General features: G+C 74.0%; 15 protein-coding genes and 1 pseudogene. 5 read left to right on the top strand and 11 right to left on the bottom strand.

Translation table 11 applies throughout. The features are described from left to right. Positions 1-2,175, top strand: a pseudogene (locus GPJ59_RS16290) (hypothetical protein); the annotation flags it as partial. Between the two features lie 60 nt (positions 2,176-2,235). Here GPJ59_RS16290 and GPJ59_RS16285 read toward each other — a convergent pair. Next, positions 2,236-3,405, bottom strand: coding sequence for a CobW family GTP-binding protein (locus GPJ59_RS16285; RefSeq protein WP_219667863.1), 1,170 nt, complete (start codon positions 3,403-3,405; stop codon positions 2,236-2,238). Between the two features lie 14 nt (positions 3,406-3,419). Then, on the bottom strand, positions 3,420-4,601 hold the full coding sequence (locus tag GPJ59_RS16280) for a citrate synthase/methylcitrate synthase (protein WP_219667862.1): 1,182 nt from the start codon (positions 4,599-4,601) through the stop codon (positions 3,420-3,422). A 55-nt stretch (positions 4,602-4,656) separates the two neighbouring features. Between GPJ59_RS16280 and GPJ59_RS16275 the strand changes: the two genes are divergently transcribed. The 3 genes from GPJ59_RS16275 (at position 4,657) to GPJ59_RS16265 (ending at position 8,503) form a co-directional block, all read left to right on the top strand. Then, the gene (locus tag GPJ59_RS16275; RefSeq protein ID WP_219667861.1) at positions 4,657-5,913 is read left to right on the top strand and encodes a citrate/2-methylcitrate synthase; all 1,257 of its coding nucleotides are present in this window, start codon (positions 4,657-4,659) and stop codon (positions 5,911-5,913) included. Between the two features lie 71 nt (positions 5,914-5,984). After that, positions 5,985-7,790, top strand: a complete 1,806-nt coding sequence (locus GPJ59_RS16270) for an ATP-binding protein (RefSeq protein ID WP_258024477.1) — start codon at positions 5,985-5,987, stop codon at positions 7,788-7,790. Next, complete coding sequence (locus GPJ59_RS16265; protein ID WP_219667860.1) at positions 7,787-8,503, top strand: DUF7342 family protein; 717 nt, start codon at positions 7,787-7,789, stop codon at positions 8,501-8,503. Before GPJ59_RS16270 ends, GPJ59_RS16265 begins: the two co-directional genes overlap by 4 nt. 4 nt (positions 8,504-8,507) lie before the next feature. Here GPJ59_RS16265 and GPJ59_RS16260 read toward each other — a convergent pair whose 3' ends face one another. From GPJ59_RS16260 to GPJ59_RS16250, 3 genes are all read right to left on the bottom strand, one after another. After that, positions 8,508-10,100, bottom strand: a complete 1,593-nt coding sequence (locus GPJ59_RS16260) for a solute symporter family protein (RefSeq protein ID WP_219667859.1) — start codon at positions 10,098-10,100, stop codon at positions 8,508-8,510. After that, positions 10,097-10,684, bottom strand: coding sequence for a DUF485 domain-containing protein (locus GPJ59_RS16255; RefSeq protein WP_219667858.1), 588 nt, complete (start codon positions 10,682-10,684; stop codon positions 10,097-10,099). The genes GPJ59_RS16260 and GPJ59_RS16255 overlap by 4 nt, the downstream gene beginning before the upstream one ends. Before the next feature lie 154 nt (positions 10,685-10,838). Next, a complete protein-coding gene (locus GPJ59_RS16250; protein WP_219667857.1) occupies positions 10,839-12,956 on the bottom strand; it encodes a DNA gyrase/topoisomerase IV subunit B in 2,118 nt (705 codons plus the stop codon). 467 nt (positions 12,957-13,423) lie between these two features. On the opposite strand from GPJ59_RS16250, the gene GPJ59_RS16245 reads away from it, so the two are divergent. Then, positions 13,424-13,654, top strand: a complete 231-nt coding sequence (locus GPJ59_RS16245) for a DUF7455 domain-containing protein (protein WP_219667856.1) — start codon at positions 13,424-13,426, stop codon at positions 13,652-13,654. 113 nt (positions 13,655-13,767) lie between these two features. Here GPJ59_RS16245 and GPJ59_RS16240 read toward each other — a convergent pair whose 3' ends face one another. The 6 genes from GPJ59_RS16240 to GPJ59_RS16215 all read right to left on the bottom strand — a co-directional run bounded on the left by GPJ59_RS16240 (position 13,768) and on the right by GPJ59_RS16215 (position 22,805). Next, positions 13,768-14,637: a serine protease gene (locus GPJ59_RS16240; protein ID WP_219667855.1), complete on the bottom strand. Its 870-nt coding sequence runs from the start codon at positions 14,635-14,637 to the stop codon at positions 13,768-13,770. A gap of 150 nt (positions 14,638-14,787) precedes the next feature. After that, on the bottom strand, positions 14,788-16,356 hold the full coding sequence (locus GPJ59_RS16235; RefSeq protein ID WP_308120325.1) for an RNA polymerase sigma factor: 1,569 nt from the start codon (positions 16,354-16,356) through the stop codon (positions 14,788-14,790). A gap of 412 nt (positions 16,357-16,768) precedes the next feature. After that, positions 16,769-17,656 carry a FadR/GntR family transcriptional regulator gene (locus GPJ59_RS16230; RefSeq protein ID WP_219667853.1) on the bottom strand — a complete coding sequence of 296 codons (888 nt, stop codon included), beginning with the start codon at positions 17,654-17,656 and terminating at the stop codon, positions 16,769-16,771. A 191-nt stretch (positions 17,657-17,847) separates the two neighbouring features. After that, a complete protein-coding gene (locus GPJ59_RS16225) occupies positions 17,848-19,665 on the bottom strand; it encodes an ATP-binding cassette domain-containing protein (RefSeq protein ID WP_219667852.1) in 1,818 nt (605 codons plus the stop codon). Between the two features lie 119 nt (positions 19,666-19,784). Further along, a complete protein-coding gene (locus tag GPJ59_RS16220) occupies positions 19,785-20,531 on the bottom strand; it encodes an NUDIX hydrolase (protein WP_219667851.1) in 747 nt (248 codons plus the stop codon). 135 nt (positions 20,532-20,666) lie between these two features. Next, positions 20,667-22,805: a glycogen debranching N-terminal domain-containing protein gene (locus tag GPJ59_RS16215; RefSeq protein ID WP_219667850.1), complete on the bottom strand. Its 2,139-nt coding sequence runs from the start codon at positions 22,803-22,805 to the stop codon at positions 20,667-20,669. Between the last annotated feature and the right edge of the window lie 232 nt (positions 22,806-23,037).

Below are 23,037 nucleotides of genomic sequence, written 5' to 3'. Positions count from 1 at the left end.
GCGCGCAACGCCTCCGCTGCCGCGAGCGCCTCCGCCAAGGCCGCGACCTCGGCCGGCGTGGCGAAGGCCGACGCCGCCGAGGCCAAGCGCCAGGCCGAGATCGCCGGCGCCAACGCCACGATGGCCACCAACGCCGCCGGGACCGCGCAGACACTGGCGGACGCCTCCGCGGCGGCCGCGCGCACCGCCCGGGACGCCGCCAACAGCGCCGCCGGGCACGCGGACAAGGCCGCCGAGGCCGCGGAGTGGGCCGTCCAGTACGCCGGCCAGGCGGTGGAGTACGCGAGCAGGTCCACGGAGTTCGCCAACGAGGCCACCAACGCCGCGAACAACGCCACCGACGCGGTCGCCAGGGCCGTCGAGGTGGAGAAGGCGGCCCGCGAGGCGGAGTGGCAGCGTCTGGGCGAGGACACGCAGCGGGCGGTCGCGGAGATGCGCCTGCTCGCGCAGGTCGAAGCGGAGGAACGGGCCGAGTACGACCGGAAGCGGACCCAGGCCGAGCAGACCGCCGAGGCCACGAAGCAGCTCATCGCCCAGGCCGAATCGGCCCTCAGGGCGGGGAACACGGCGAGTGCCACCGAACTCGGCCGCAAGGCGGCCCTCGCCCTGCTGGAGTCCGCGGGCGGCTGGTCCCAGCAGGCCGCCCGGTACGCCCTGGCCGGGACCGAGTCCGAGATCCACACCTGGATCGACGTCGACCGGCAGATCGCCCAGCGACAGGACGACCGGGAGTCCGCCCTCTACCTCGCCCGGATCGCCGCCCCCGCCGTCGCCCGCGCCGCGGCCGCCGCCCTCGGCAGCGCCGACCCGGACGCGGCCGGCACGTTCCTCGCCGCGGGTGCCATCCAGGCCGCCGCCGCGGACAACCGCGTCACGGTCGCCCGCGTTCTCGACGAGAACCCCGGCCCCGCGGTGAGGCAGGCGGCCAACGCGGCGCTGGACGCCGGGACCGCGGAGGCGGTGTACGAGTTCCTCACCGCGGGCTTCCAGAAGGCACTGGAGGAGGACGACGCGGTGGCCGTCGCGACCCTCCTCAGGACCGGAGGACCCTACGCCAGGGCTCACGCCCAGGTCGCGATGGAGGCTCCCACGCGGATCCGCCGCAACTTCATCGCGTCGGTGCAGTACAAGAGCGCACAGCTCGACTTCGACTCGGCCACCCACATCGCCGCCGTGCAGGGCGCGATCGCCGCGGCCGCGAAGATCGCCCACAAGGCGCAGGAGGACGCCGCCCGCGCCCAGGAGGCCGCGGCCCACGCGCGCGACGCGGCCGCCGAGGCGCTCCAGTGGGCGGACAGGGCGACGGCGTCGGCCGAGCAGGCCGCCGGCTACGCCCAGCAGGCGAACAACCTGGCGGCCGGCGCCGAGCAGTCGGCCAAGGACGCGCAGGCCTCCGCCGACCGGGCCGCCACGGCGGCCGCCAACGCCCGTCTCGCGCAGCGGTCGGCTAACTACTCGGCCACCCGCGCCATCCAGTCGGCGCGGAGCGCGGTCTCCTCGGCCAACGCCGCGCAGAACTCCGCCACTTCCGCCCGGGCCTCGGCCCTGCAGGCCAACCGGGACAAGAACGCCGCCGCGGCCGCCGCCAGCCAGGCCTGGCAGATCGAGGGCGAGAAGCGGCGCGCCGAGGTCGCGGCAGCGGCCAAGCAGGCGGCCGAGGAGGCCGAGGCGGCCAAGGCGGCCGGTACCAACCAGTGCGACACGCCGGCCTCCGACACCGTCCCGAGCGACGAGCCCGCGATCGGGTCCATGAAGTGGTGGGCCGAGTACCTGCACCAGGCCGCCACGGTCGCCAAGATCGCGGGGGCCGGCCTCACCGGCGCCGGACTCGTCGCACTCCTCTTCCCGCCCACCGCTCCATTCAGTCCGTTCCTCACGGGCGTGGGTCTCGGGCTCGGTATCGGCGGCGCCATGCTCGACTCGGCCAGTGCGGTCCTCTACGGGCTCAGCTACGGCTGGACGAGCCGCCCGTTCACGAAGCAGTTGAAAAACGCGGCGCTGGGCATTGCCTCGGTCGCTGGGCCCGGGGTGATCGGCTACGCCGCGAAGGCGATCTCGGGGGGAACCTATGTCGCGGAATCCCATGTCCTCGACAAGGTCTCGGACGTGGCACACGACACCTTCTCGCCACTCGTCGACTTCATCAAAAACCCGACCCGCTTCCTTCGCCGGTGACGGACCTCCCCGGGGGCCGGCGGCACACTCGCCGCCGGCCCCTCCGGTCGGCGCCGTCTTTCAGCCCTCTGCGGGGTCGACGTCCGCGTACGCGTACACGCCCTCGTCCGCGTCCGCGTCCGCGTCGTGGAAGTCGGTCTCCGTGAGGCCGGCGTCCGCGCCTTCGATGTCCGGCCGGTCCGCGGGGTCCACGTAGCGCAGGACGCCCCACATCGTCTCGGGCGCGACCGCGTGCGGGGCCGGTTCGCGGCAGGCGGCCAGGTCCGCGAGCAGGGCCGGGCCGTCGGTGCCGGAGCCGATCAGTACGAGCTGGGTCCGGCGGGGCTCGCCCCGACCCCAGGGGAGCGGGGTGAAGCGCAGGAACCGGCCTACGGCGTGGACCTCGTACTTCTCGCCGTGGCCGGGTACGCCGAAGTGGACGTGGCCCTTGATCCGGTACAGGCCCGGCGGGCGGCCGTCGAGGAAGTCGATCAGGCGGCGCGGGTGGAGGGCCTGGTCGGAGGCGAACTCGGTGCTCTCGTAGTGGGCGTGGGCATGTCCGCGGTGGTCCTCGGCGTCCGCCCGGGCGCTCTCCGCCTCGGCGATCAGGTCCTCGAAGGACAGCTGGCCCCGGGTTTCGGCCCATTCCTTGCGGTCGAAGAGCAGGCCGGGGTCGATCCGCCCGTGGTCGGCGGCGACCACCGGGATGCCCGGGCAGAGGCCGGCCAGCACGGCCTCGATGCGGGCGCGTTCGGCGGGGTCCACCCGGTCGGTCTTGTTCAGGACGACCAGGTCGGCGACGGCGAGGTGGCGGTCGGTCTCGGGGTGCCGGGCGCGGGTGGCGTCGAACTCGGCGGCGTCGACGACCTCGACCATGCCCCCGTAGCGGACCGCGGGGTTCTCGTTGGCGACGAGCATCCGGATCATCTCCTGCGGCTCCGCCAGTCCGCTCGCCTCGATGACGATCACGTCGATGCCGTGCTCGGGCCGGGCGAGCCTGTCCAGGTAGGTGTCGAGCTCAGCGCCGTCCACCGCGCAGCACAGGCAGCCGCCGCCGAGGGAGACCATCGAGTCGCCGACCTGCCCGGCCACGGACATGGCGTCGATCTCGATCGAGCCGAAGTCGTTGACCACCACCCCGATGCGGGTGCCCCGGCTGCCGCGGAGCAGGTGGTTCAGGAGGGTGGTCTTGCCGGACCCCAGGAATCCGGCGAGGACGACGACGGGGATGGGCTGCTGCCTGCTGTTCACCCGGACGATCGTAGTCAGGCCGTCGGCGGGACGGGCTGCGGCGGGGTCGGGCCGGCGTACCGGGCGGCCGGGCGGATGATCTTCGAGTCGGTCGCCTGTTCCAGGACGTTGGCGCTCCAGCCGACCACGCGTGCGGCGCAGAAGGTCGGGGTGAACATCTCCCGCGGCACCCCGCACAGCTCCATGACCACGCCCGCGTAGAACTCGACGTTGGTGTGCAGCTCGCGGCCCGGCTTGAGCTCCGCGAGGATCGCCTCGACGCGGGACTCGACCTCGATCGCGAAGTCCACGAGCGGCCCGCCGAACTGCTTGGCGATGTCGCGCAGCATGCGCGAACGCGGGTCCTCGGTGCGGTACACGGGGTGCCCGAAGCCCATGATCCGCTCCCCCGCGTGCACGCGTTCCCTGATCCAGGGGTCGATGCGGTCGACCGTGCCGATGGCGTCGAGGGTGTCCAGCGCGCGGCTCGGCGCGCCCCCGTGCAGCGGGCCGGAGAGGGCGCCGACGGCCCCGGTGAGGCAGGCGGCGACGTCGGCGCCGGTGGAGGCGATGACGCGGGCGGTGAAGGTGGAGGCGTTGAAGCCGTGGTCGACGGTGGCGATCAGGTAGCGCTCGATCGCGCGTGCCGTGGCCGCGTCGGGCTCCTCGCCGGTGAGCATCCAGAGGTAGTTGGCGGCGTACGGCAGGTCGTCGCGCGGGTCCACGGGGTCCAGGCCCTGGCCGAGCCGGTGCAGCGCGGTGAGCAGGGTGGGTGCGGCGGCGCAGGCGGCCAGCGCGTCGGCGGCCCGGCGCCCGGGGTCGAGGTCGTACACCGGGCGGAACCCGGCGGAGGCGCCGAGCAGGGACAGCGCGGTGCGCAGCCCCGCGAGCGGTCCGGAGAGCGCCGACGCCCGGGCCAGCGCGGGCAGTGCGTCGCGGACGTCCGCGGGCAGCCGGCGCAGGGGCGCGAGTTCGGCGGCGAAGGCGGCGCGCTCGGCGGGGCCGGGCAGCGTGCCGCGGAACATCAGGTGCCACACGTCCTCGAAGGTGCGCTGCTCGGCGAGCTCGACGGCCGAGTACTGGCGGTAGTGGTAGAAGCCCTCGCGGCCCCGGACGTCGCCCAGCGCGGTCTCGGTGACCACGACCCCCGCCAGACCGCGGGGGACGTCGATGGTGGTGGAGGTGTTGGTGTCGGTGTTCATGCATCGACCATCCATGCTTGATTGAGTCGATGTCAATATTGATCGAATCAATATATGTAAGGTGTGATGCATGGAGGAACGGCTCAGCACGCGCGAGGCCGCCGAGCTGCTCGGCGTGAAGCCCGCGACGGTGTACGCGTACGTCAGCCGCGGCCTGCTCGGCAGCCGCCGGGACCCGTCCGGCCGGGGCAGCACGTTCGACGCCGCCGAGGTGGTGGCGCTGGCCCGGCGCAACCGCCGCGAGGCCGCCGCGGCCCCGGCCGGGGAGCTCTCCGTACGGACCGCGCTCACCCTGATCGAGCCCGACCGGTACTGGTACCGCGGGGTGGACGCCGTGGCGCTGGCCACGACCCGGCCCTACGAGGAGGTCGCCGAGTGGCTCTGGACGGGGCGACCGGCCCCGGGGGCGCACTTCACGGCGCCGCCCGAGCTGCTCACGGCGGCCCGGCGGGCGGTCGCCGCGCTGCCGGAGCACAGCGGCCCCCTCGACCGGCTGCGGGTGGCGGTGGCCGCCGCGGCGGCGGCCGATCCGCTGCGCTTCGACCTGTCCGAGCCGGCCGTCCTGGGCTCGGCGCGCAACCTGATCCCGACGATGGTCGAGGCCCTGCCGATGGCCGGGGCCCAGCCGCCTGTCGGGGCCCGGCCGACGGCCGCGGAGCCGGTCGGACCGCGGGAACCGCTGGCCCGGCACCTGTGGGTACGGCTGACCGCCCGGCCCGTCGACCCGGCGGCGGCCGGCATCCTCGACCTCGCGCTCGCGCTGCTCGTCGACCACGACCTGGCCGCCTCCACCCTCGCCGTGCGGGTGGCCGCGTCCGCGCACGCCCATCCGTACGCCGCCGTCTCCGCCGGCCTCGGCGCGCTCGAAGGCCCGCTGCACGGCGCGGCGGGGCGGCTGGCCCACCGGATGCTGGTCGAGGTGCTGGAACGGGGCGGGGCCGCTCCGGTCGTCGCCGACCACCTGCGGGCCGGCCGCCGGGTGCCCGGGCTCGGGCACCGGCTGTACGGCGGCGAGGACCCGCGCGCCGGCGCGCTGTTCGCGCGCCTGGCCGGGCTGGATGCCGCCGCGCCGGCGCTGGCGGCGGCCCGGGACGTGGTCGCCGTGACCGCCCGCCAGGGGCGGTCGCTGCACGCCAACGTGGACCTGGCGCTGGCCGTGCTGACCGTGTCCTGCGGGATGCCGGCCGAGGCCGGCGAGACGGTGTTCGCGGTGGCCCGCACGGCGGGCTGGATCGCCCACGCGCTGGAGGAGTACCAGGAGCGCCCGCTGCGCATGCGCCCCACCGGCCACTACACCGGCGCCCGGCCGCCGCAGCCCCTCCCGTAGCGGGCCGCTCGGGGGGGCGGGGCCCTGCCGGGGGTCCACAAAACCGGAGGGTGGACGTACGGTTTCTGGTCATGCGTACCGCACCGGACCCCCGACGCCGCCCCGGCAACGCCCGAGGCGCCGCCCGGGCCGGGCTCCCCGCCCAGGCCGGACCGGACACGCCCGGCGTGCCTGGCACGCCCGGTGCGCCCACTGCGCCCGGTGCGCCCGGCAGGCCCGGTGCACCCACTGCGCCCGGCAGGCCCGGTACGGCGGGCACGCCCGGCAGGCCGGGCCGCCTCCGGCGCCGGATTCCGCTGCCCCGGCGGGCCGTCTCGCAGATCCTGCTGACCCAGCTGGCGATCGCCGCCGGGGTGACGGCGCTGGCCACCGGGCTGTTCCTGGCCCCGCTCGGCGCCCAGCTGGACGACCAGGCGATGCGCCGCGCCCTCGCCATCGCGCAGAGCGCCGCCGCCGACCCGGACCTGGCCACGGCACTGCTGTCCACCCCGCCCGGCCCGGACAGCCCGGTCCAGGCCGCCGCCGAACGGGTCCGCCGCGCGACCGGCGCCGAGTACGTCGTCGTGCTCGGCCTCGACGGCATCCGCCGCTCCCACCCCTCCCCCGAGCGGATCGGCGCGCACGTCTCCACCGACCCCGGCGACGTGCTGGCCGGCCGCCAGGTGATGGAGATCGACGAGGGCACCCTCGGCCGGTCCGCCCGCGGCAAGGTCCCCCTGGTCGCCGCCGACGGCGAGATCGTCGGCGCGGTCTCGGTCGGCATCGCCTACGACAGCGTCCGCGACCGGCTGCTCGGCGCCATCCCGGGCATGCTGAAGTACGCGGGCGGCGCCCTGGCGGCGGGCGCGCTGGCCGCCTGGCTGATCTCGCGCCGCATCCACCGGCAGACCCGGGACCTGGCCTTCTCCGACATCTCCGGGCTGCTCGCCGAACGCGAGGCGATGCTCCACTCCATCCGCGAGGGCGTCGTCGCCCTCGACCGGCACGGCCGGATCCGGCTGGTCAACGACGAGGCGGCCCGGCTGCTCGGGCTCGAACCGGGCGCCGCGGACGTGACCGGGCGCGCGCTGGACGACGTACTCGGCAGCGGCCGCACCGCCGACGTGCTGGCCGGCCGGGTGCCCGGCCGCGACCTGCTGGCCGTCCAGGGCCCCCGGGTCCTGGTCGCGAACCGCATGCCGACCGAGGACGGCGGCGCCGTGGCGACCCTGCGCGACCGGACCGAACTGGAGCGGCTCGGCCGTGAGCTGGACTCCACCCGCGGCCTGATCGACGCCCTGCGGGCCCAGGACCACGAGCACGCCAACCGCCTGCACACCCTGCTCGGCCTGCTGGAGCTCGGCCTGTACGACGAGGCGGTGGAGTTCGTCACGGAGGTGGCCGGCGTGCACCGGACCACCGCCGAGGAGGTCACCGAGAAGGTCCGCGACCCGCTCCTGGCGGCCCTGCTCGTCGGCAAGGCGACGGTGGCCGCCGAACGCGGCGTGCGCCTCCGGCTCGCCCCGGCGACCTCCCTGCCCGACCGGCTGGTCGACCCCGGCGGACTGGTCACGGTCCTCGGCAACCTCGTGGACAACGCGCTCGACGCCGCCGCCGGCTCCGCGGAGCAGGTGGTCGAGGTGGAGCTGCGCGCCGAAGGACCGCACACGGTCGTCCTGCTGGTGCGCGACAGCGGCCCCGGCGTGCCCGCCGCCCGCCGTGAGGAGATCTTCACCGAGGGCTGGTCCACCAAGCAGCCCCGGGCCCACCGCGAGCGGGGACTCGGGCTCGCGCTGGTGCGGCGCCTCGTCGAGCGACAGGGCGGCAGCGCGGGGGTGGGCGAAGCGGCCGACGGCGGTGCGGAGTTCCGCGTCGTCCTTCCGGAGGCTTTGCGATGAGCGCCGCTCCCCCCACTTCCCCCGCCGCGCTGGCCGTCCTCGTCGTGGACGACGACGTGCGGGTCGCCCGGATCAACGCGGCGTACGTGGCGAAGGTTCCCGGCTTCGCCGTCGCGGCGCAGGCCCACTCGGCCGCGCAGGCACTGGAGTTCATCACCTCCCACCCCGTGGACCTGGTCCTCCTCGACCACTACCTGCCGGACGGCCACGGGCTGGACCTCGTACGGCGGCTGCGCCAGCTCGGCCACCACACCGACGTGATCATGGTGACGGCGGCCCGGGACCTGGCCACCGTCCAGACCGCGATGCGGCTGGGCGCCCTCCAGTACCTGGTCAAGCCGTTCACCTTCGCGGGACTGCGCGCCAAGCTGGAGGCGTACGCGGCCCTGCGCCGGACCCTGGCGACCGGCGGCGAGGCCGAACAGGCCGAGGTGGACCGGATCTTCGGCGCCCTGGCGAGCGCCGCGCACGCCAACGACCTGCCAAAGGGCCACTCCCCCACCACCGCCGAGGCGGTCCGCCGGGTCCTGCTCGACGCGCAAGGCCCCTTGTCCACCCAGGAGATCGCCGAGCGGGCCGGCATCAGCCGCCAGACCGCCCAGCGCTACCTCAAGCTCCTCGACCGCTCCGGCCGGGTCCGCCTCACCCTCCGCTACGGCGAGACCGGCCGCCCGGAACACCGCTACGCCTGGCTCCCGGCGGACCGGGCATAGGGCCCTAGGCCGCGCCGGCGCCGGTGAGGGAGCGCACCTCCGTCTCCGCGTGCTTGGCCTCGTCCGCCGCCTCGCGGGAGGTGACCGTGCCCAGCCAGCCCGCCAGGAAGCCCAGCGGGATCGAGACGATCCCGGGGTTCTGGAGCGGGAAGAGCTGGAGGTCGACGCCGGGGAAGAGCGATTCGGGGCTGCCGGAGACCACCGGCGAGAGCACCACCAGGAGCACGGCCGGGACCAGCCCGCCGTAGACCGACCAGACGGCGCCCCGGGTGGTGAAGTTCCGCCAGAACAGCGAGTACATCAGCACCGGCAGGTTGGCCGAGGCGGCCACGGCGAAGGCCAGCCCCACCAGGAAGGCCACGTTGAGGTCCTGGGCCAGCAGGCCCAGGGCGATGGCCGTCGCGCCGATGCCCACCGCCGCCACCTTGGCCACGGCGACCTCGCTGCGCGGCTTCGCCCCGCGGCGCCTGAGGGACGCGTAGAGGTCGTGGGCGACGGAGGCGGAGGAGGCCAGGGTGATCCCGGCGACCACGGCGAGGATCGTGGCGAAGGCGACGGCGGCGACCAGGGCGAAGAGCACCGCGCCGCCGGTGGAGTCGGCCCCGCCGCCGAGCAGCGTGGCGAGCAGCGGTACGGCGGTGTTCCCCGAGGCGTTGGAGGCCCGTACGGCGTCCGGGCCGACCAGCGCGGCCGCGCCGAAGCCGAGCACGATGGTCATCAGGTAGAAGCCGCCGATGAGGGCGATGGCCCACACCACCGAGCGGCGGGCCGCGCGGGCGGTGGGCACGGTGTAGAAGCGGGCCAGGATGTGCGGCAGGCCCGCGGTGCCGAGGACCAGCGCCAGGCCCAGGCTGAGGAAGTCCACGCGGGCCGTCCAGTCGCCGCCGTACTTCAGGCCCGGCGCCAGGAACCGGCTGCCGTGGCCGCTGCGTTCGGCGGCGCCGGCCAGCAACTGGTCGATGTCGCCGTGGAAGCGGAGCAGGACGAGCACGGTGAGGGCGACCGCCCCGCCCATCAGCAGCACGGCCTTGACGATCTGGATCCAGGTGGTGGCCCGCATGCCGCCGAAGGCCACGTAGACCACCATCAGGGCGCCCACCCCGACCACCGCCCAGGACCGCGCGGCGGCGTCGGCGGAGCCGATCAGCAGCCCGACCAGGCTGCCGGCCCCGACCATCTGGGCGACGAGGTAGAGCACCGAGACGGTCACGGAGGAGGCTCCCGCGGCGATGCGTACCGGTCGCTCGCTCATCCGGGCCGCCACCACGTCGGCGAAGGTGAAGCGGCCGCAGTTGCGGACCAGTTCGGCCACGAGGAGCAGGACGACGAGCCAGGCCACGAGGAATCCGACGGAGTAGAGCAGGCCGTCGTAGCCGAAGAGGGCGATCAGCCCGGAGATGCCGAGGAAGGACGCGGCGGACATGTAGTCGCCCGCGATGGCGAAACCGTTCTCCATGGGGGAGAACAGCCGCCCGCCGACGTAGAACTCCTCGGCGGAGCCGCGCCGGTTGCGGCTGACCCAGGTGGTGATGCCCAGGGTGACGGCGACGAAGGCGCTGAACAGGATCAGCGCGAGGGTCTGGTGCTCGGTGCTCAACGGCCCGCCCCCCGGTCACGCTCCTGGTCACCGACCTGGTCACGGGCCTGGTCGCGCTGCTGGTCATGGGCCTGCTCGAAGACGGTCCAGCGCAGGTCGAGGGCCGCGCGGTCCCGGCGCAGCCGGGCGTGCCGGGCGTAGGCCCAGGTCAGCAGGAAGGTGGTGAGGAACTGGGCGAGGCCGGCCAGCAGGGCGATGTTGACCGATCCGGCCACCGGACGGGCCATCAGGCCGGGTGTGGCGACGGCCGCGACGACGTAGGCGACGTACCAGAGGAGGAAGCCGAGCACGGCGGGGACGACGAAGCGGCGGTAGCGGCTGCGCACTTCCTGGAAGGCGGCGCTGCGCTGCACCTGCAGGTAGATGCCGGCCGTCGTGCCGGCGCCCGCTGTCCCCGCTGTCCCGTACGCCGGTAAATCAGCTGCGGTGCCGTCCGCGCGGGAGCCGTGCGGCGCGTGGGCGGGGAGGTCGGCGGCGGAGCCTCCGGCCGTGTCCTCCCCTTCGCCCCAGCCGGCGGCCAGGGCGTCGTACCAGGGGTCTTCCAGCCGGACCGGTCCGGCGTCGCGGCATTCGTGCTTGTCCACCGCACTCTCCTTGTCCGCGACCGCAGTGGCCGCGTGCCCCCAAGGATGGGCGCGAGGACGGTTTCCGGACTGGTGTACCGGTGTGCTTCACCCCATCAGGTGATGGGGTGAAGCACACCGTTCGGCCAGGGCTTCCCGCGGGACCGGGCGGGGCTCAGGCGTCGATGCGCGAGCGGTCCAGGGTGGCCGCCGAGCTCGTGATGAACTCCTTGCGGGGCGCCACCTCGTTGCCCATGAGCAGGTCGAAGACCTGCTCCGCCGCCTCCAGGTCGCCGATGTTGATCCGGCGCAGGGTGCGGTGGCGGGGGTCCATGGTGGTCTCCGCGAGCTGGTCGGCGTCCATCTCGCCGAGGCCCTTGTAGCGCTGAATCGAGTCCTTGTAGCGGATGTTCTTCCGCTGGAGCTCCAGCAGCGTCTGGCGCAGCTCGCTGTCCGAGTAGGTGTAGATGTACTTGTCCTGGCCCTTCTTGGGCTGGACCAGCTCGATCCGGTGCAGCGGCGGCACGGCCGCGAAGACCCGGCCAGCCTCGACCATCGGACGCATGTAGCGCTGGAAGAGGGTCAGCAGCAGGGTGCGGATGTGGGAGCCGTCGACGTCGGCGTCGGTCATCATGATGACCTTGCCGTAACGCGCCGCGTCGATGTCGAAGGTCCGGCCCGAGCCGGCTCCTATGACCTGGATGATCGCGCCGCACTCGGCGTTCTTGAGCATGTCCGAGACCGACGACTTCTGGACATTGAGGATCTTGCCGCGGATCGGCAGCAGGGCCTGGAACTCGGAGTTCCGGGCGAGCTTGGCGGTACCGAGGGCGGAGTCGCCCTCGACGATGAACAGCTCGCTGCGGTCCACGTCGTCGCTGCGGCAGTCGGCCAGCTTCGCCGGCAGCGAGGAGGACTCCAGCGCGGTCTTGCGGCGCTGGGCCTCCTTGTGCTGGCGGGCCGCGATCCGGGTCCGGGCGGCCGCGACGATCTTCTCCATGACGGCGCGGGCCTGCTGCTTATCGTCGCGCTTGGTGGAGGTCAGGAAGGCCTTGAGCTCCTTGGCCACCACATTGGCCACGATCCGGGTGGCCGCCGAGGTGCCGAGCACCTCCTTGGTCTGGCCCTCGAACTGCGGCTCGGCGAGCCGGACGGTCACGACGGCCGTCAGACCCTCCATCGCGTCGTCCTTGACCACGTCGTCCTCGGCGACGCGCAGCAGCTTCGCGGAGCGGAGCACCTCGTTCACCGTCTTGGTGACCGAGCGCTCGAAGCCGGACACGTGGGTGCCGCCCTTGGGGGTGGCGATGATGTTCACGAAGGACTTGAGCGTCGTGTCGTAGCCCGTGCCCCAGCGCAGGGCGATGTCCACGCCGAGCTCGCGGGTGACCTCGGTGGGGGTCATGTGGCCGCGCTCGTCGAGGACCGGGACGGTCTCCTTGAAGGTGCCGTGGCCGCTGAGCCGCAGCACGTCGCAGACGGCCTTGTCGGCGGCGAGATACTCGCAGAACTCGCTGATGCCGCCGTCGAAGCGGAAGACCTCCTCGGTCTTGCCGGCGCCGTCGATGCCGCGCTCGTCGCGGACGATGAGCGTCAGGCCTGGCACCAGGAAGGCGGTCTGCCGGGCCCGCTGGTAGAGGGTCTCCAGCGAGAGCCGGGCGTCCTTGAGGAAGATCTGCCGGTCCGCCCAGTAGCGCACGCGGGTGCCGGTGCGGCCCTTGGGGATCCGCTTGACCTTGCGCAGGCCGTTGGCCGGGTCGAAGGGGCTGTCCGGGCCCTGCTCGGTGAAGATCCCGGGGACGCCGCGGCGGAAGCTGATCGCGTGGGTCGAGCTGCCGCGGTCGACCTCGACGTCGAGGCGGGCCGAGAGGGCGTTCACCACGGAGGCGCCGACGCCGTGCAGACCGCCGGAGGCGGCGTACGAGCCGCCGCCGAACTTGCCGCCGGCGTGCAGCTTGGTCATGACGACCTCGACACCGGACAGGCCGGTCTTCGGCTCGACGTCGACGGGGATGCCGCGGCCGTTGTCACGGACCTCGACGGAGCCGTCCTCGTGGAGCACGACCTCGATGTGGTCGCAGAAGCCGCCCAGGGCCTCGTCGACCGAGTTGTCGATGATCTCCCAGAGGCAGTGCATCAGGCCACGGCTGTCGGTCGAGCCGATGTACATACCGGGACGCTTGCGGACGGCCTCGAGCCCTTCGAGGACGAGCAGGTGCCGCGCGGTGTAGTTGGAGCCGTCCCGGTCTCCGGTCAGCAGCGCGCTGGAAGGCACGGACGTGTCGGCGGTCACGCAGTTCGCTCCTCGCTGAATTTCTTTCCTTGCCCCGCATCGCGCGGGGGTGGCTCTGTTGCCGTCCCGAGGGTACCGAGGCCTGGTAGAGCCGATGCAACGCCACCCTCGCGCTTCTTCAGCGTAGTACAGAACCGCACGGATGTTCGATCGCCCGAAGGGGTGAAGCAAACATCACGTTCCCTTCCGCGCATGAACCATTTAGGGTTCGGGCACGTCCTCATGAACAACCCGGCACTCCCGCCGGGGAGGACCGACCCCCGATGCGACTACTCCAAGCACCGACAGACAACGCGAAACCGTAAAGCAAGGCAAGCGACGCAATACGGCTCCTTCGCCGCCAACCGGCAGCAGCCGGCCAGCTTCGGAAGGAAAAGTTTCGAGGAAAAGCCGCGAGCGGGAACGTTTTCGGCCTGGTTGGATGTTGACCCTGGTACGACAGCTCGTCGAGCTAGAGAAGAGGCGACGTGACTACTGTTCTGACACCCGCGACCCCGCTGACGGCCGCTGACCGATGCGACCGTTGCGGCGCCCAGGCATATCTGCGCGTCGTGCTGATGAGCGGTGGCGAACTGCTCTTCTGCGCCCACCACGGGCGCAAGTTCGAGCCGGAACTCAAGAAGATCGCCGCGGAAATACAGGATGAGACTGAGCGGCTCACCGCCGTTCCGGCCAGCTCCGACACCGAGGAACGCTGACACTCGCATCCCGACGAGCCAGGACCGGCCAGGCCGGTCGACGGGCGGCACCCCTGAGACCCAGGGTGCCGCCCGTCCTCGTTCCCGGGTGCTACCGACCGGCTACCGAACGACTACCGGGCGGCCGCGGCCGGGGAACCCGTCGCGGGCTCCTTGACGAAATCGATCAGCGGGGCGAGCCGGGTGTAGACGCCCGGACTGTCCGCGCGCCCGCAGCCGCGCCCCCACGACACCAGCCCGATCAGCCGGCCTCGGGCCACCAGCGGGCCGCCGCTGTCTCCCTGGCAGGCGTCCTTGCCGCCCTCCGACACCCCCGCGCACACCATGGAGTCGGCCCGGTACTGTCCGTCCGCGTCCCCGGGGTACGCCCGCCGGCAGTCGTCGTCGGGCAGCACCGACACCTGGGCGGCCCGGAGCCCGTACGCGTAGTCGCCGAAGCCGCTGGTGTCGCCCCAGCCGTAGACCGTCGCCGCCGTCCCCGGCTCGTACGCCGCATCGCCCGCCGCGGCGGCCGGCAGGACGTGGCCGGCCGGGAGGGCCTCGCGGAGCTCCAGCACGGCCAGGTCGCCCGCGTTGCTCGCGGGGTCGTAGCCGGGATTGACCCGGGCGCCGGCCACCTCGATCTCCCGGCCCTCGTCCGCCCGCAGCTCGGTCCGGCCGGTGATCACCCGGAAGTCGCGCACCGACTCGACCGGACCGCCCAGCACCTGGCGGCTCAGGCAGTGCGCCGCGGTCACCACCCGGGTCGGTGCGACGGCCACTCCGCCGCAGAACTGGCCCGCCCGCGTTCCCCCGAACCGGTCACGGCTGGACAGCGCAACCACCCACGGACTGTCCGCCACATTCACCGGCGCGCCGCCGATCACCACACCGTCGGGGGACGCCGTGGCGGCCGCTCGCGGGGCCTGGGCCAGCGGCGCCACGGCCGCTCCCGCCATCAGGGTCAGCACGCCCGCCAGGGCACGGGCAAAGGAATGACGCATAGGGCCTCCTGGCTCTGTGTGTGCATGACTCCACTCAGAGTGGGACGCCCCATGGCCGTGCGCACCCGCGCACGGCCACTGCGGCAGGACCCGAAGGGCCCGGACGACCGGCCGGGTCCTGGAGGGTGTCGGCCGGTCGAGGTGGTCGGGCTAGTCGAGGTAGTCGCGCAGCACCTGCGAGCGCGACGGGTGGCGCAGCTTCGACATGGTCTTCGACTCGATCTGGCGGATGCGCTCACGCGTGACGCCGTACACCTTGCCGATCTCGTCGAGCGTCTTCGGCTGGCCGTCGGTCAGCCCGAAGCGCATGGAGACCACGCCGGCCTCGCGCTCGCTGAGCGTGTCGAGCACCGAGTGCAGCTGCTCCTGCAGGAGCGTGAAGCTCACCGCGTCGGCCGGGACGACCGCCTCGGAGTCCTCGATGAGGTCGCCGAACTCGCTGTCGCCGTCCTCGCCGAGCGGGGTGTGCAGGGAGATCGGCTCGCGGCCGTACTTCTGGACCTCGATGACCTTCTCGGGGGTCATGTCGAGCTCCTTGGCCAGCTCCTCCGGGGTGGGCTCGCGGCCCAGGTCCTGGAGCATCTGGCGCTGCACGCGGGCGAGCTTGTTGATCACTTCGACCATGTGCACGGGGATGCGGATCGTGCGGGCCTGGTCGGCCATGGCGCGGGTGATCGCCTGGCGGATCCACCAGGTGGCGTACGTGGAGAACTTGTAGCCCTTGGTGTAGTCGAACTTCTCGACCGCGCGGATGAGGCCGAGGTTGCCCTCCTGGATCAGGTCCAGGAAGAGCATGCCGCGGCCGGTGTAGCGCTTGGCGAGGGAGACGACGAGGCGGAGGTTGGCCTCCAGCAGGTGGTTCTTCGCGCGCCGGCCGTCCTCGGCGATGATCTCCAGCTCGCGCTTGAGCTTGGGGGCGAGCTTGTCCGAGTTGGCCAGCTTGTCCTCGGCGAAGAGACCCGCCTCGATGCGCTTGGCGAGCTCGACCTCCTGCTCGGCGTTGAGCAGGGGCACCTTGCCGATCTGCTTGAGGTAGTCCTTGACCGGGTCGGCGGTGGCGCCGGCGACCGCGACCTGCTGCGCCGGGGCGTCGTCCTCGTCCTCGTCGGAGAGCACGAAGCCCTTGCTCTCGCCGGTTTCTTCCTCTTCCTCGGCCTTGGCCCCGGGAGCCTCCTCGAGCGGCTCTTCCTCGCCGGGCTCGACGACGTCCTTCTTGGCGGCCGTCTTCTTCGCCGCGGTCTTCTTGGCTGCCGTCTTCTTCGCGGGGGCGGCCTTCTTGGCGGCCGTCTTCTTCGCCGCCGCCTTCTTGGCGGGGGCCGGCTCGGACGCGGTCCCGTCCGCGAGTACGTCGGCGATCTCGGGCTCCACAGCCTGGACTGCCGGGGCCGCGGCGACGGCGGGCTCGGCGGCGGCAGGCTTGGCCGCGACGGTCTTGGTGGCCGTCCGCTTGGCGGGGGTCTTCGCTGCGACGCTCTTGCGGGGACGCTTGGGCGACTCCGCGGCACTGACCATCAGCGTCACACCCTCTTCCTCGAGGATCTGGTTGAGGCTGCGCAGAACATTCTTCCACTGGGTTGGCGGAATCTGGTCAGCCTCGAAGGCCCGACGCACGTCATCGCCGGCGATCTGCCCCTCGGCCTTGCCCCGCTCGATGAGCGCCATCACAGACTCGGACTCGGCGATCTCCGGCGGGAGCGTACGGGATGTGCTGGCCGACACGAACAACCTCTCGGAACGATGGGAACGGCTTCCGACCCCGGCATGGTGCTGGAACCGGAGCCGACGAGCACCGACTGGGGATGGGCCGGCGGCGCGGGCAGGGGCCGGGGAGCTGCACAGCACCCGCAAGGGCTGCTGTTCCCTCCGTCGGCCATCACCTCTTAGGTCATCGCGTGACCTCGCAGAGTGTTACGCCCCAATCTTCGTGGCCCGAGTCACACCCCGATCACCCCGAAATCCAGCCGTCCGACCGCTGCCGGTGCCCACCGGTGCCCACGGTGCCGGGTGCCCACCGGTGCCGGTGCCGCTCGCCCCGGCGGTGCGGCCGCCCTGCCGCGGGGCCGCTCGCACGCTGGTGTCGCCGGACCCCCGCGGGCCCGGCGACACGTGGTCCTCCCCCGTACACCGCCCCTCAGTGCTCGCGCGGGGCCGGGACCACGCGTTCGACCTCGGGGTGCACGGTCAGGAGCTGGCGCATGGAGTTCTCGGCGGCGACCGGGTCGCCGGCGGCGAGCGCCTCGACGATGCGCGCGTGGTGGGCGACACAGGTCTCGCTCGGGCGGTCACAGGCCGTGACCGGGCTGCCGGAGACCTGGAGGGCGGCGGTGACGATGCCGGAGAGGTGCTCCAGCATGCGGTTGCCGGCGACCTGGATCAGCAGGGCGTGGAACTCGTTGTCGGCCCGCGAGAAGGTGATCGCGTCGCCCTGGCCGAGGGCGTGGCCCATGATCTCGACCATGTCGGAGAGGCGCTGCTGGATGTCCTGGCGGCCGTGGCCGGCGGCGAGCCGGGCGGCGAGGGGCTCGATGGTCCAGCGGAGCTCGTTGAGCTCGCGGCGCTGGTCCTCGCGCTGGGGGCCGAAGGCCCGCCATTCGATGATGTCGGGGTCGAGCAGGTTCCAGTCGCTGACCGGACGGACCCGGGTGCCGACGTTCGGCCGGGCGCTGACGAGGCCCTTGGCCTCCAGGACCCGGAGCGATTCGCGGACGACCGTGCGGGAGACCTCGAAGCGCTGGCCGATCTCCTCGGGGACCAGCGGCCGGTCCGCGCCGAGATCGCCCGAGACGATCATCTGGCCGAGCTGCTGGACGAGTTGGCCGTGCAGTCCGCGGCCGCGGCTGCCCGCCGCGCGGCGGCCGGCCCGGCTCAACTCGACGTCGGCGCCGTCCCAGTGGGGCGCTGTGACGCGGTCGGAGCCGGGGGTCTCCGTGTACGGGTAGCGATCGAGTTCGCCCGCGCCGGCGAGGCCTGTGTCGGCATGGCGGGCGGCGGTCATCATGGTGTGCGCAAGGGTACTCACGAATCCTTTGTCGGCCGTGCTCCAGCGCCCCTTGAGGTCTTTGCTGAAAAGCACACGAAAGGGTGATCGGTACCACCTGCGCAATTGACGACTTATCGCTAAGAACCGGGCCTTTTAGGCGGAGTTGCGGTCCCGTTCACCCGGTCCGGACTCGTTCGGTCCCGTTGTGCCCGGCTTCGAAATCGGAACGATCACCAACGGACGCGGCTGCGCAGGCCGGTGAACCCGTAGGCGCACAACAGGACCATCAGCGACAACACCAGTGCCATCCCGACGGGTTGGGCCATCACCCGGATCGCCCCGTGGACCAGCCGGTCCGCCTCGGGCGGCCACTGCGCCCAGGACAGCCCGCGCAACCGGGCCGCGAGGCCGGACGCCGGGTACGCCGAGGGCCCGTCGAGGGCCTTGCGGACCAGCGGGACCACCAGGACGGGAACGGCCAGCACGGCGGTCAGGCCGACCGTGGCGGAGCGGAACGCCCCGGAGGCCAGCACCCCGGCCCAGGCGCAGCCGACCAGCAGCCCGGCCCAACTGGCGGCCGGCGCGACCCACTCGGCCGGGGACCGCAGCGGGACACCGTCGAACACCAGCCGCAGGGCCGCCGCGTCGGCGGTGACGGCGAGGACGCCCAGGAGCAGGGCGAGCGTCCCGCTCACGCCGAGCTTGGCGGCCAGCAGCCCCAGTCGGCGGGGCACGGTGCCGCGGTCGGCGGCGAGCGCGGGGTAGCGGTACTCCTCGCCGAACGCCAGCGCACCGAGCAGTCCCGCCCCCAGCGCGGCCGGCGGCAGCGGCAACAGCTCCGGCCAGGCCGCGAGCAGCCGGCCCTGCGGCGTCCGGCCGGCCCGGGCGAGCACCAGGGCGATGGCCACGGACACCGCGGCCACGACGACCGCGGTCAGCACCGGGGTGGCGGTACCGAAGACGCGGCGCAGCTCGTAGCGCAACGGACGCAGCGGCCCACCGACACGCCGCACCGCCGACAAGGGCCGATCGGCTCGATCGGTCCGGTCGGTTCGATCGGTCCGGTCGGTCCGATCCCCTCGGTCGGTCCGGTCGACTCGATCGGTCCGGGCGGCCCGGGTCCGCGCCCCGTCGCGGTCCGGGTCCGCCCCGTCCTGGGCCGGCGGCACGGGAGCGCCGGTGTCGCCGGTCTCGTCGGCGAGCTGGTGGACGAGCACCCCGTGGCGGAACGCCGCCTCTCCGACCTCGGCGCAGCGGCTGCCGTACACCGAGAGCCGGCTGCCGCTCTCCTCCACGATCTCCACGGGCCGCTGCCCGGCCCGCGCCTCGCGGCCCAGTACGTCGGCGAGCCGGGCCGCGTGGGGCGTGCGCACGGCCACCCGCGGCCGCAGCCGGGTCCGGGCGAAGTCCGCGGCGTCCTGGTCGGCGACGAGCCGGCCGCCGGCGATGCTGACGACCTGGTCGGCGCTGCGCGCCGCCTCCTTGGGGTCGTCGGTGGTGAAGAGCACCGCACCGCCGAGGGCGGCGTGGCTGCGCATCAGCCCGTAGACCCAGTTCCGCTCGCGGGGCGACAGCCCGGCGGCGGGCTCGTCCAGCACCAGGGTGCAGGGGTCGGCGAGCAGGGCCGCGGCGAGCCCGAGGCGGCGGTCCATGCCGAGCGAGAGCGAGCCGAGCCGCTGGTCCCGCAGGCCGGACAGGCCCACGACGTCGAGCACGGCGTCGGCCCGGGAGGCCGGCACCCCGGCCGCGGCGCACAGCATCCGCAGCTGGTTGCGCACCGTCCGGGAGGGGTTTCCGGGGAGGTCGCCGAGGAGTACGCCGACCTCACGGCACGGGTGCGGGATCCGGTGCAGCGGACGGCCGCGGAAGTAGGTGACGCCGCGCCCCGGGTCGAGTTCGAGCATGAGCCGCAGGGCGGTGGTCTTGCCCGAGCCCGCCTCGCCGAGCAGGGCGGTCACTCTCCCCGGGCGGGCCTCGAGGGTGAGGTCGTCCACAGCGGGCGGAAGGCCTCGACGGGATGCACTGGTGAGTCCGATGGCCTGGAGCATCGCTTCTCTCGCGTCTCTCGCAGGGTGTGAGACCGCTCTGCGGCAGTGTGAGTACCACCTGCAAGATAACGCGATATGTCCGATTTTCTAGGCAACCGGCCCGCAGAAATGTCGGGGCGTCAGACTTCCGGACGCAGCATCGGCGGGTTGAGCAGGGTGGCCCCGCCGGCCCGGAACAGCTGGGCGGGTCGGCCGCCCTGACGTGTCGTGGTCCCACCGGCGGGAACCAGGAACCCGGGGGTGCCGGTGACCTTGCGGTGGAAGTTGCGCGGGTCCAGGGCCACGCCCCACACCGCCTCGTACACCCGGCGCAGCTCGCCGACGGTGAACTCGGTCGGGCAGAAGGCCGTGGCGAGCGAGGAGTACTCGATCTTCGAGCGGGCCCGCTCGACGCCGTCCGCCAAGATCCGCGCGTGGTCGAAGGCGAGCGCCGCGGGGGCGTCGGCGGCGGGTGCGAGCAGCTCGTCGACGGGGGCCCAGCGCGCGCTGTTGGCGTCCCCGCCGGCGCGGGGCGCGGGCAGGTCGGGGGCGAGCACGAGGTGGGCCACGCTGACCACCCGCATCCGCGGGTCGCGCCCGGGGTCCCCGTAGGTGGCGAGCTGCTCCAGGTGGGCGCCGTTGACCGCGCCGGGGTGGCCGGGGTCGTGGGCGCACAGCCCGGTCTCCTCGGAGAGCTCCCTGGCCGCGGCCGCCGCCAGGTCCTCGTCCCCGCGGACGAAGCCTCCGGGCAGGGCCCACCGCCCCTGGAACGGCGGCTCACCCCGCTTGACCACCAGCGCGCACAGCGCGTGGCGCCGCACGGTGAGCACGACCAGGTCGACGGTGACAGCGAAGGGCGGGAAGGCCGACGGGTCGTAGGGCGACATGCCGCGATCATAGTCGTCTGCCTGACGATAAACAGCGCTTTGGTGATCCCGGTGGCCCGACGGACAAGGCGGGAGCAGGTCCGCAGCGCCCTGCGGACCCTGCCGTTCCGGTGCCCGCGCCCCTCTGAGGCGTCGTCAGCCGCCCAGTTGCAGCGCATCTGCGGCCTCCTCCACCATCCCGAGGCCCAGGCGGCTGACCCGCACGGTGAACGGTTCACCGGCCACCCGCAGGCCCGACAGGCGCACGGCGCCGAGCGGGGCGCCCGCCAGGGGGGCCACCGCGACGGTGCCGGCCGGGGCATCGGGGCGGACCCCCGCCAGCGTCACCAGGGCGTGGATGCCGGCGGCGGCGGACACCCCGGCCGGCCGGCAGGCCGCGGGGTGCGGCAAGGGGGCGCTGCCGGTGGTCCGCTGCTCCGCCGCGTACATCTCCGGGAGCCGGTGGCCGAAGCACTCGGCGGCGTCGAGCAGGCCGCGCAGCAGTGCCCCGGCCTCCTTCTCGAAGCCGGCGGCGGCCAGACCGGCCGCGGCGACGGCGCTCTCGTACGGCCGGACCGCGCCGGAGCGGTGGCCGAAGGGATTGTGCCCGGGCTCCCGGGCGGCCATGCTGCGCAGCCCCCAGCCGGAGTCCATGGCCGGGGTCCCCAGCAGCCGGGCCAGTTGCTCGGTGCGGATCCGGTCGAGCACCCCGGTGGCGAACCGGCCGCCGCCCAGCAGTCCCGCGTCCAGCAGGTGCGCGGCGGCCCCGGTCAGCCGGGGCAGCGGCCGCCCGTCGGGGTGGAGGGCAGCGGCCGGCCGGCCGCCGTCCGGTCCGTCGATCCAGAACGCCTCGCCGAAGCGCCCGCGCAGTGCGGCCGCCCACTCCTGCCACTCCTCGGCCCCGGGTCTGCCGTACGCCGCCAGCAGGTCGGCTCCGAGCAGCGCGGCCCGGTGGGCGTGGGCCTGGGTCTCGCAGCGCCGCGGCCCGGCTGCGGGATCGGCCAGGAAGCCGTCCGCCCCGAGATTGCCGCGCAGCCAGGCCAGGCAGCGCTCGGCCGCGGGCAGCAGCTCCCGGACCTCGGCGTCGGGCATCCCCCACCGCCGGGCCTCGGCGAGGACGGCGGGGAAGGCCAGGGTCGCTTCCGTGCCCGTGCAGCCGGGGGGCAGCTGCGGGCCGGCGCCGCGCAGCGGACCGGGGATCTTGCCGGCGTCGGCCCCGCGGCCGCCGGTCTGTGTCCGGGCCAGGGTGCGCCAGGGGGCCGCCGCCAGCCCCGTGCCGAGCGGGAGCGCCATCCTGGCGGCCCACAGGGACTCGGCCGGTGCCAGACCACACCGCCAGGGCACTCCGGCCGCCAGGAAGGCGTCGGAGGGCTCCTCGGGGTCCCTCAGGAGCAGTGCGCCCAGGTCGTCGAGGCTGGTACGGAACCAGGCCGCCACCCGCGGGTCGTCGCCTTCGGCGCGGGCGGCGGCCAGCGGGTTGGCCACCTGGCCGGCTGGCGCCCGGGCCGTACGGTCCTGGGTGGTGCGCAGCTCGATGGTGCGCGACTCCCCCGGCGCCAGATCGAGCTGCCAGCGCAGCAGCCCGGCCGAGGCGAGGGCGTCGTCCGGGGCCGGCTCGGCGGTGGTGACGGCCTGGGCCTGTCCGGTGCTCCAGCGCAGGCCGCCCGCGCACACCCCGGCAGGCACCTCGGGCCCGGCCCGGCCCGCCGCCACGGCGGCGAGCTCGGCGAGGTCGGTGCCCCGGGAGATCTCCACGGGCAGCCGCACCCGGCGGGAGAGGTAGCTGCGCAGGGTGATCCGCTCGGTCCCGTCGGCATGGCGGACCCGCTCGACGGCGATGTCGGGATCGGGTCCGGCCTCCGAGCCGGTGCGCACGGTCGCGGTGAAGGCGGCCCGGTCGGCGCCGAGGCTGCGGACCTGCACGGCGACGGGATCGTGGCCGCCGATCCGCAGCAGGCAGCGGGCCAGCAGGCGGCGCCCGGAGTGGTAGATCCCGTCGAGTCCGCGTCCGGTCAGCTGGCCGTGCTCCGGCGAGATCACCAGGCCGGGGGCGGCGACGCAGATGACCGCTCCGTGCACGGGCGGCAGCTCCGGCCGGGCCGCCGCCACGGCTCCGGGCGGCCGGGCGGGCGGGACACCGGGCAGGTGCCCGTGCGGCGGATGGCTGTGCGGTGGGTGGCTGTGTGACGGATGGTCGTGGGGCGGATGGTCGTGGGGCGGATGGCTGGGCGGCGGGGCGGCAGGTCCGGAGGCCGGCGCACCGCGCGGGGGGGCGGGAGGTACGGGGTGGGCCATGCGTCGCCTTGTCTGGGCTCCGGTCGGAGCGGCTGGGCGGCGCGGGCAGACCCCCGCCACCCGAGAGCTGAACGCGGCCGCCCCCGCCCGGGTCACGGCCCGGACCACCCGGCGGGCCCGCCACCACCGTCGCGCCCCGGCCCGCACCGGCTGTACCGCCGGAGCCGGGCACGCCACGGGAGCCGAGCGCGACACAGCTGCCGGCCCAGCCGCAGGAGCCCGCCGGGGAAGG

Origin of the sequence: Streptomyces bambusae, assembly GCF_019400985.1 — a bacterium.
Lineage (GTDB): Bacteria > Actinomycetota > Actinomycetes > Streptomycetales > Streptomycetaceae > Streptomyces > Streptomyces bambusae_A.
The sequence above is the reverse complement of the archived record's forward strand: the minus strand, read 5'-3'. Positions and strand labels throughout refer to the sequence as shown.

Coding starts and splice junctions, on each gene's coding strand:
- GPJ59_RS16280 (WP_219667862.1), bottom strand. CDS start 4,601: ATGGATGGTCGATGCATGAACACCGACACCAACACCTCCACCACCATC.
- GPJ59_RS16275 (WP_219667861.1), top strand. CDS start 4,657: ATGGAGGAACGGCTCAGCACGCGCGAGGCCGCCGAGCTGCTCGGCGTG.
- GPJ59_RS16270 (WP_258024477.1), top strand. CDS start 5,985: ATGCGTACCGCACCGGACCCCCGACGCCGCCCCGGCAACGCCCGAGGC.
- GPJ59_RS16265 (WP_219667860.1), top strand. CDS start 7,787: ATGAGCGCCGCTCCCCCCACTTCCCCCGCCGCGCTGGCCGTCCTCGTC.
- GPJ59_RS16240 (WP_219667855.1), bottom strand. CDS start 14,637: ATGCGTCATTCCTTTGCCCGTGCCCTGGCGGGCGTGCTGACCCTGATG.
- GPJ59_RS16225 (WP_219667852.1), bottom strand. CDS start 19,665: ATGCTCCAGGCCATCGGACTCACCAGTGCATCCCGTCGAGGCCTTCCG.
- GPJ59_RS16220 (WP_219667851.1), bottom strand. CDS start 20,531: ATGTCGCCCTACGACCCGTCGGCCTTCCCGCCCTTCGCTGTCACCGTC.
- GPJ59_RS16215 (WP_219667850.1), bottom strand. CDS start 22,805: ATGGCCCACCCCGTACCTCCCGCCCCCCCGCGCGGTGCGCCGGCCTCC.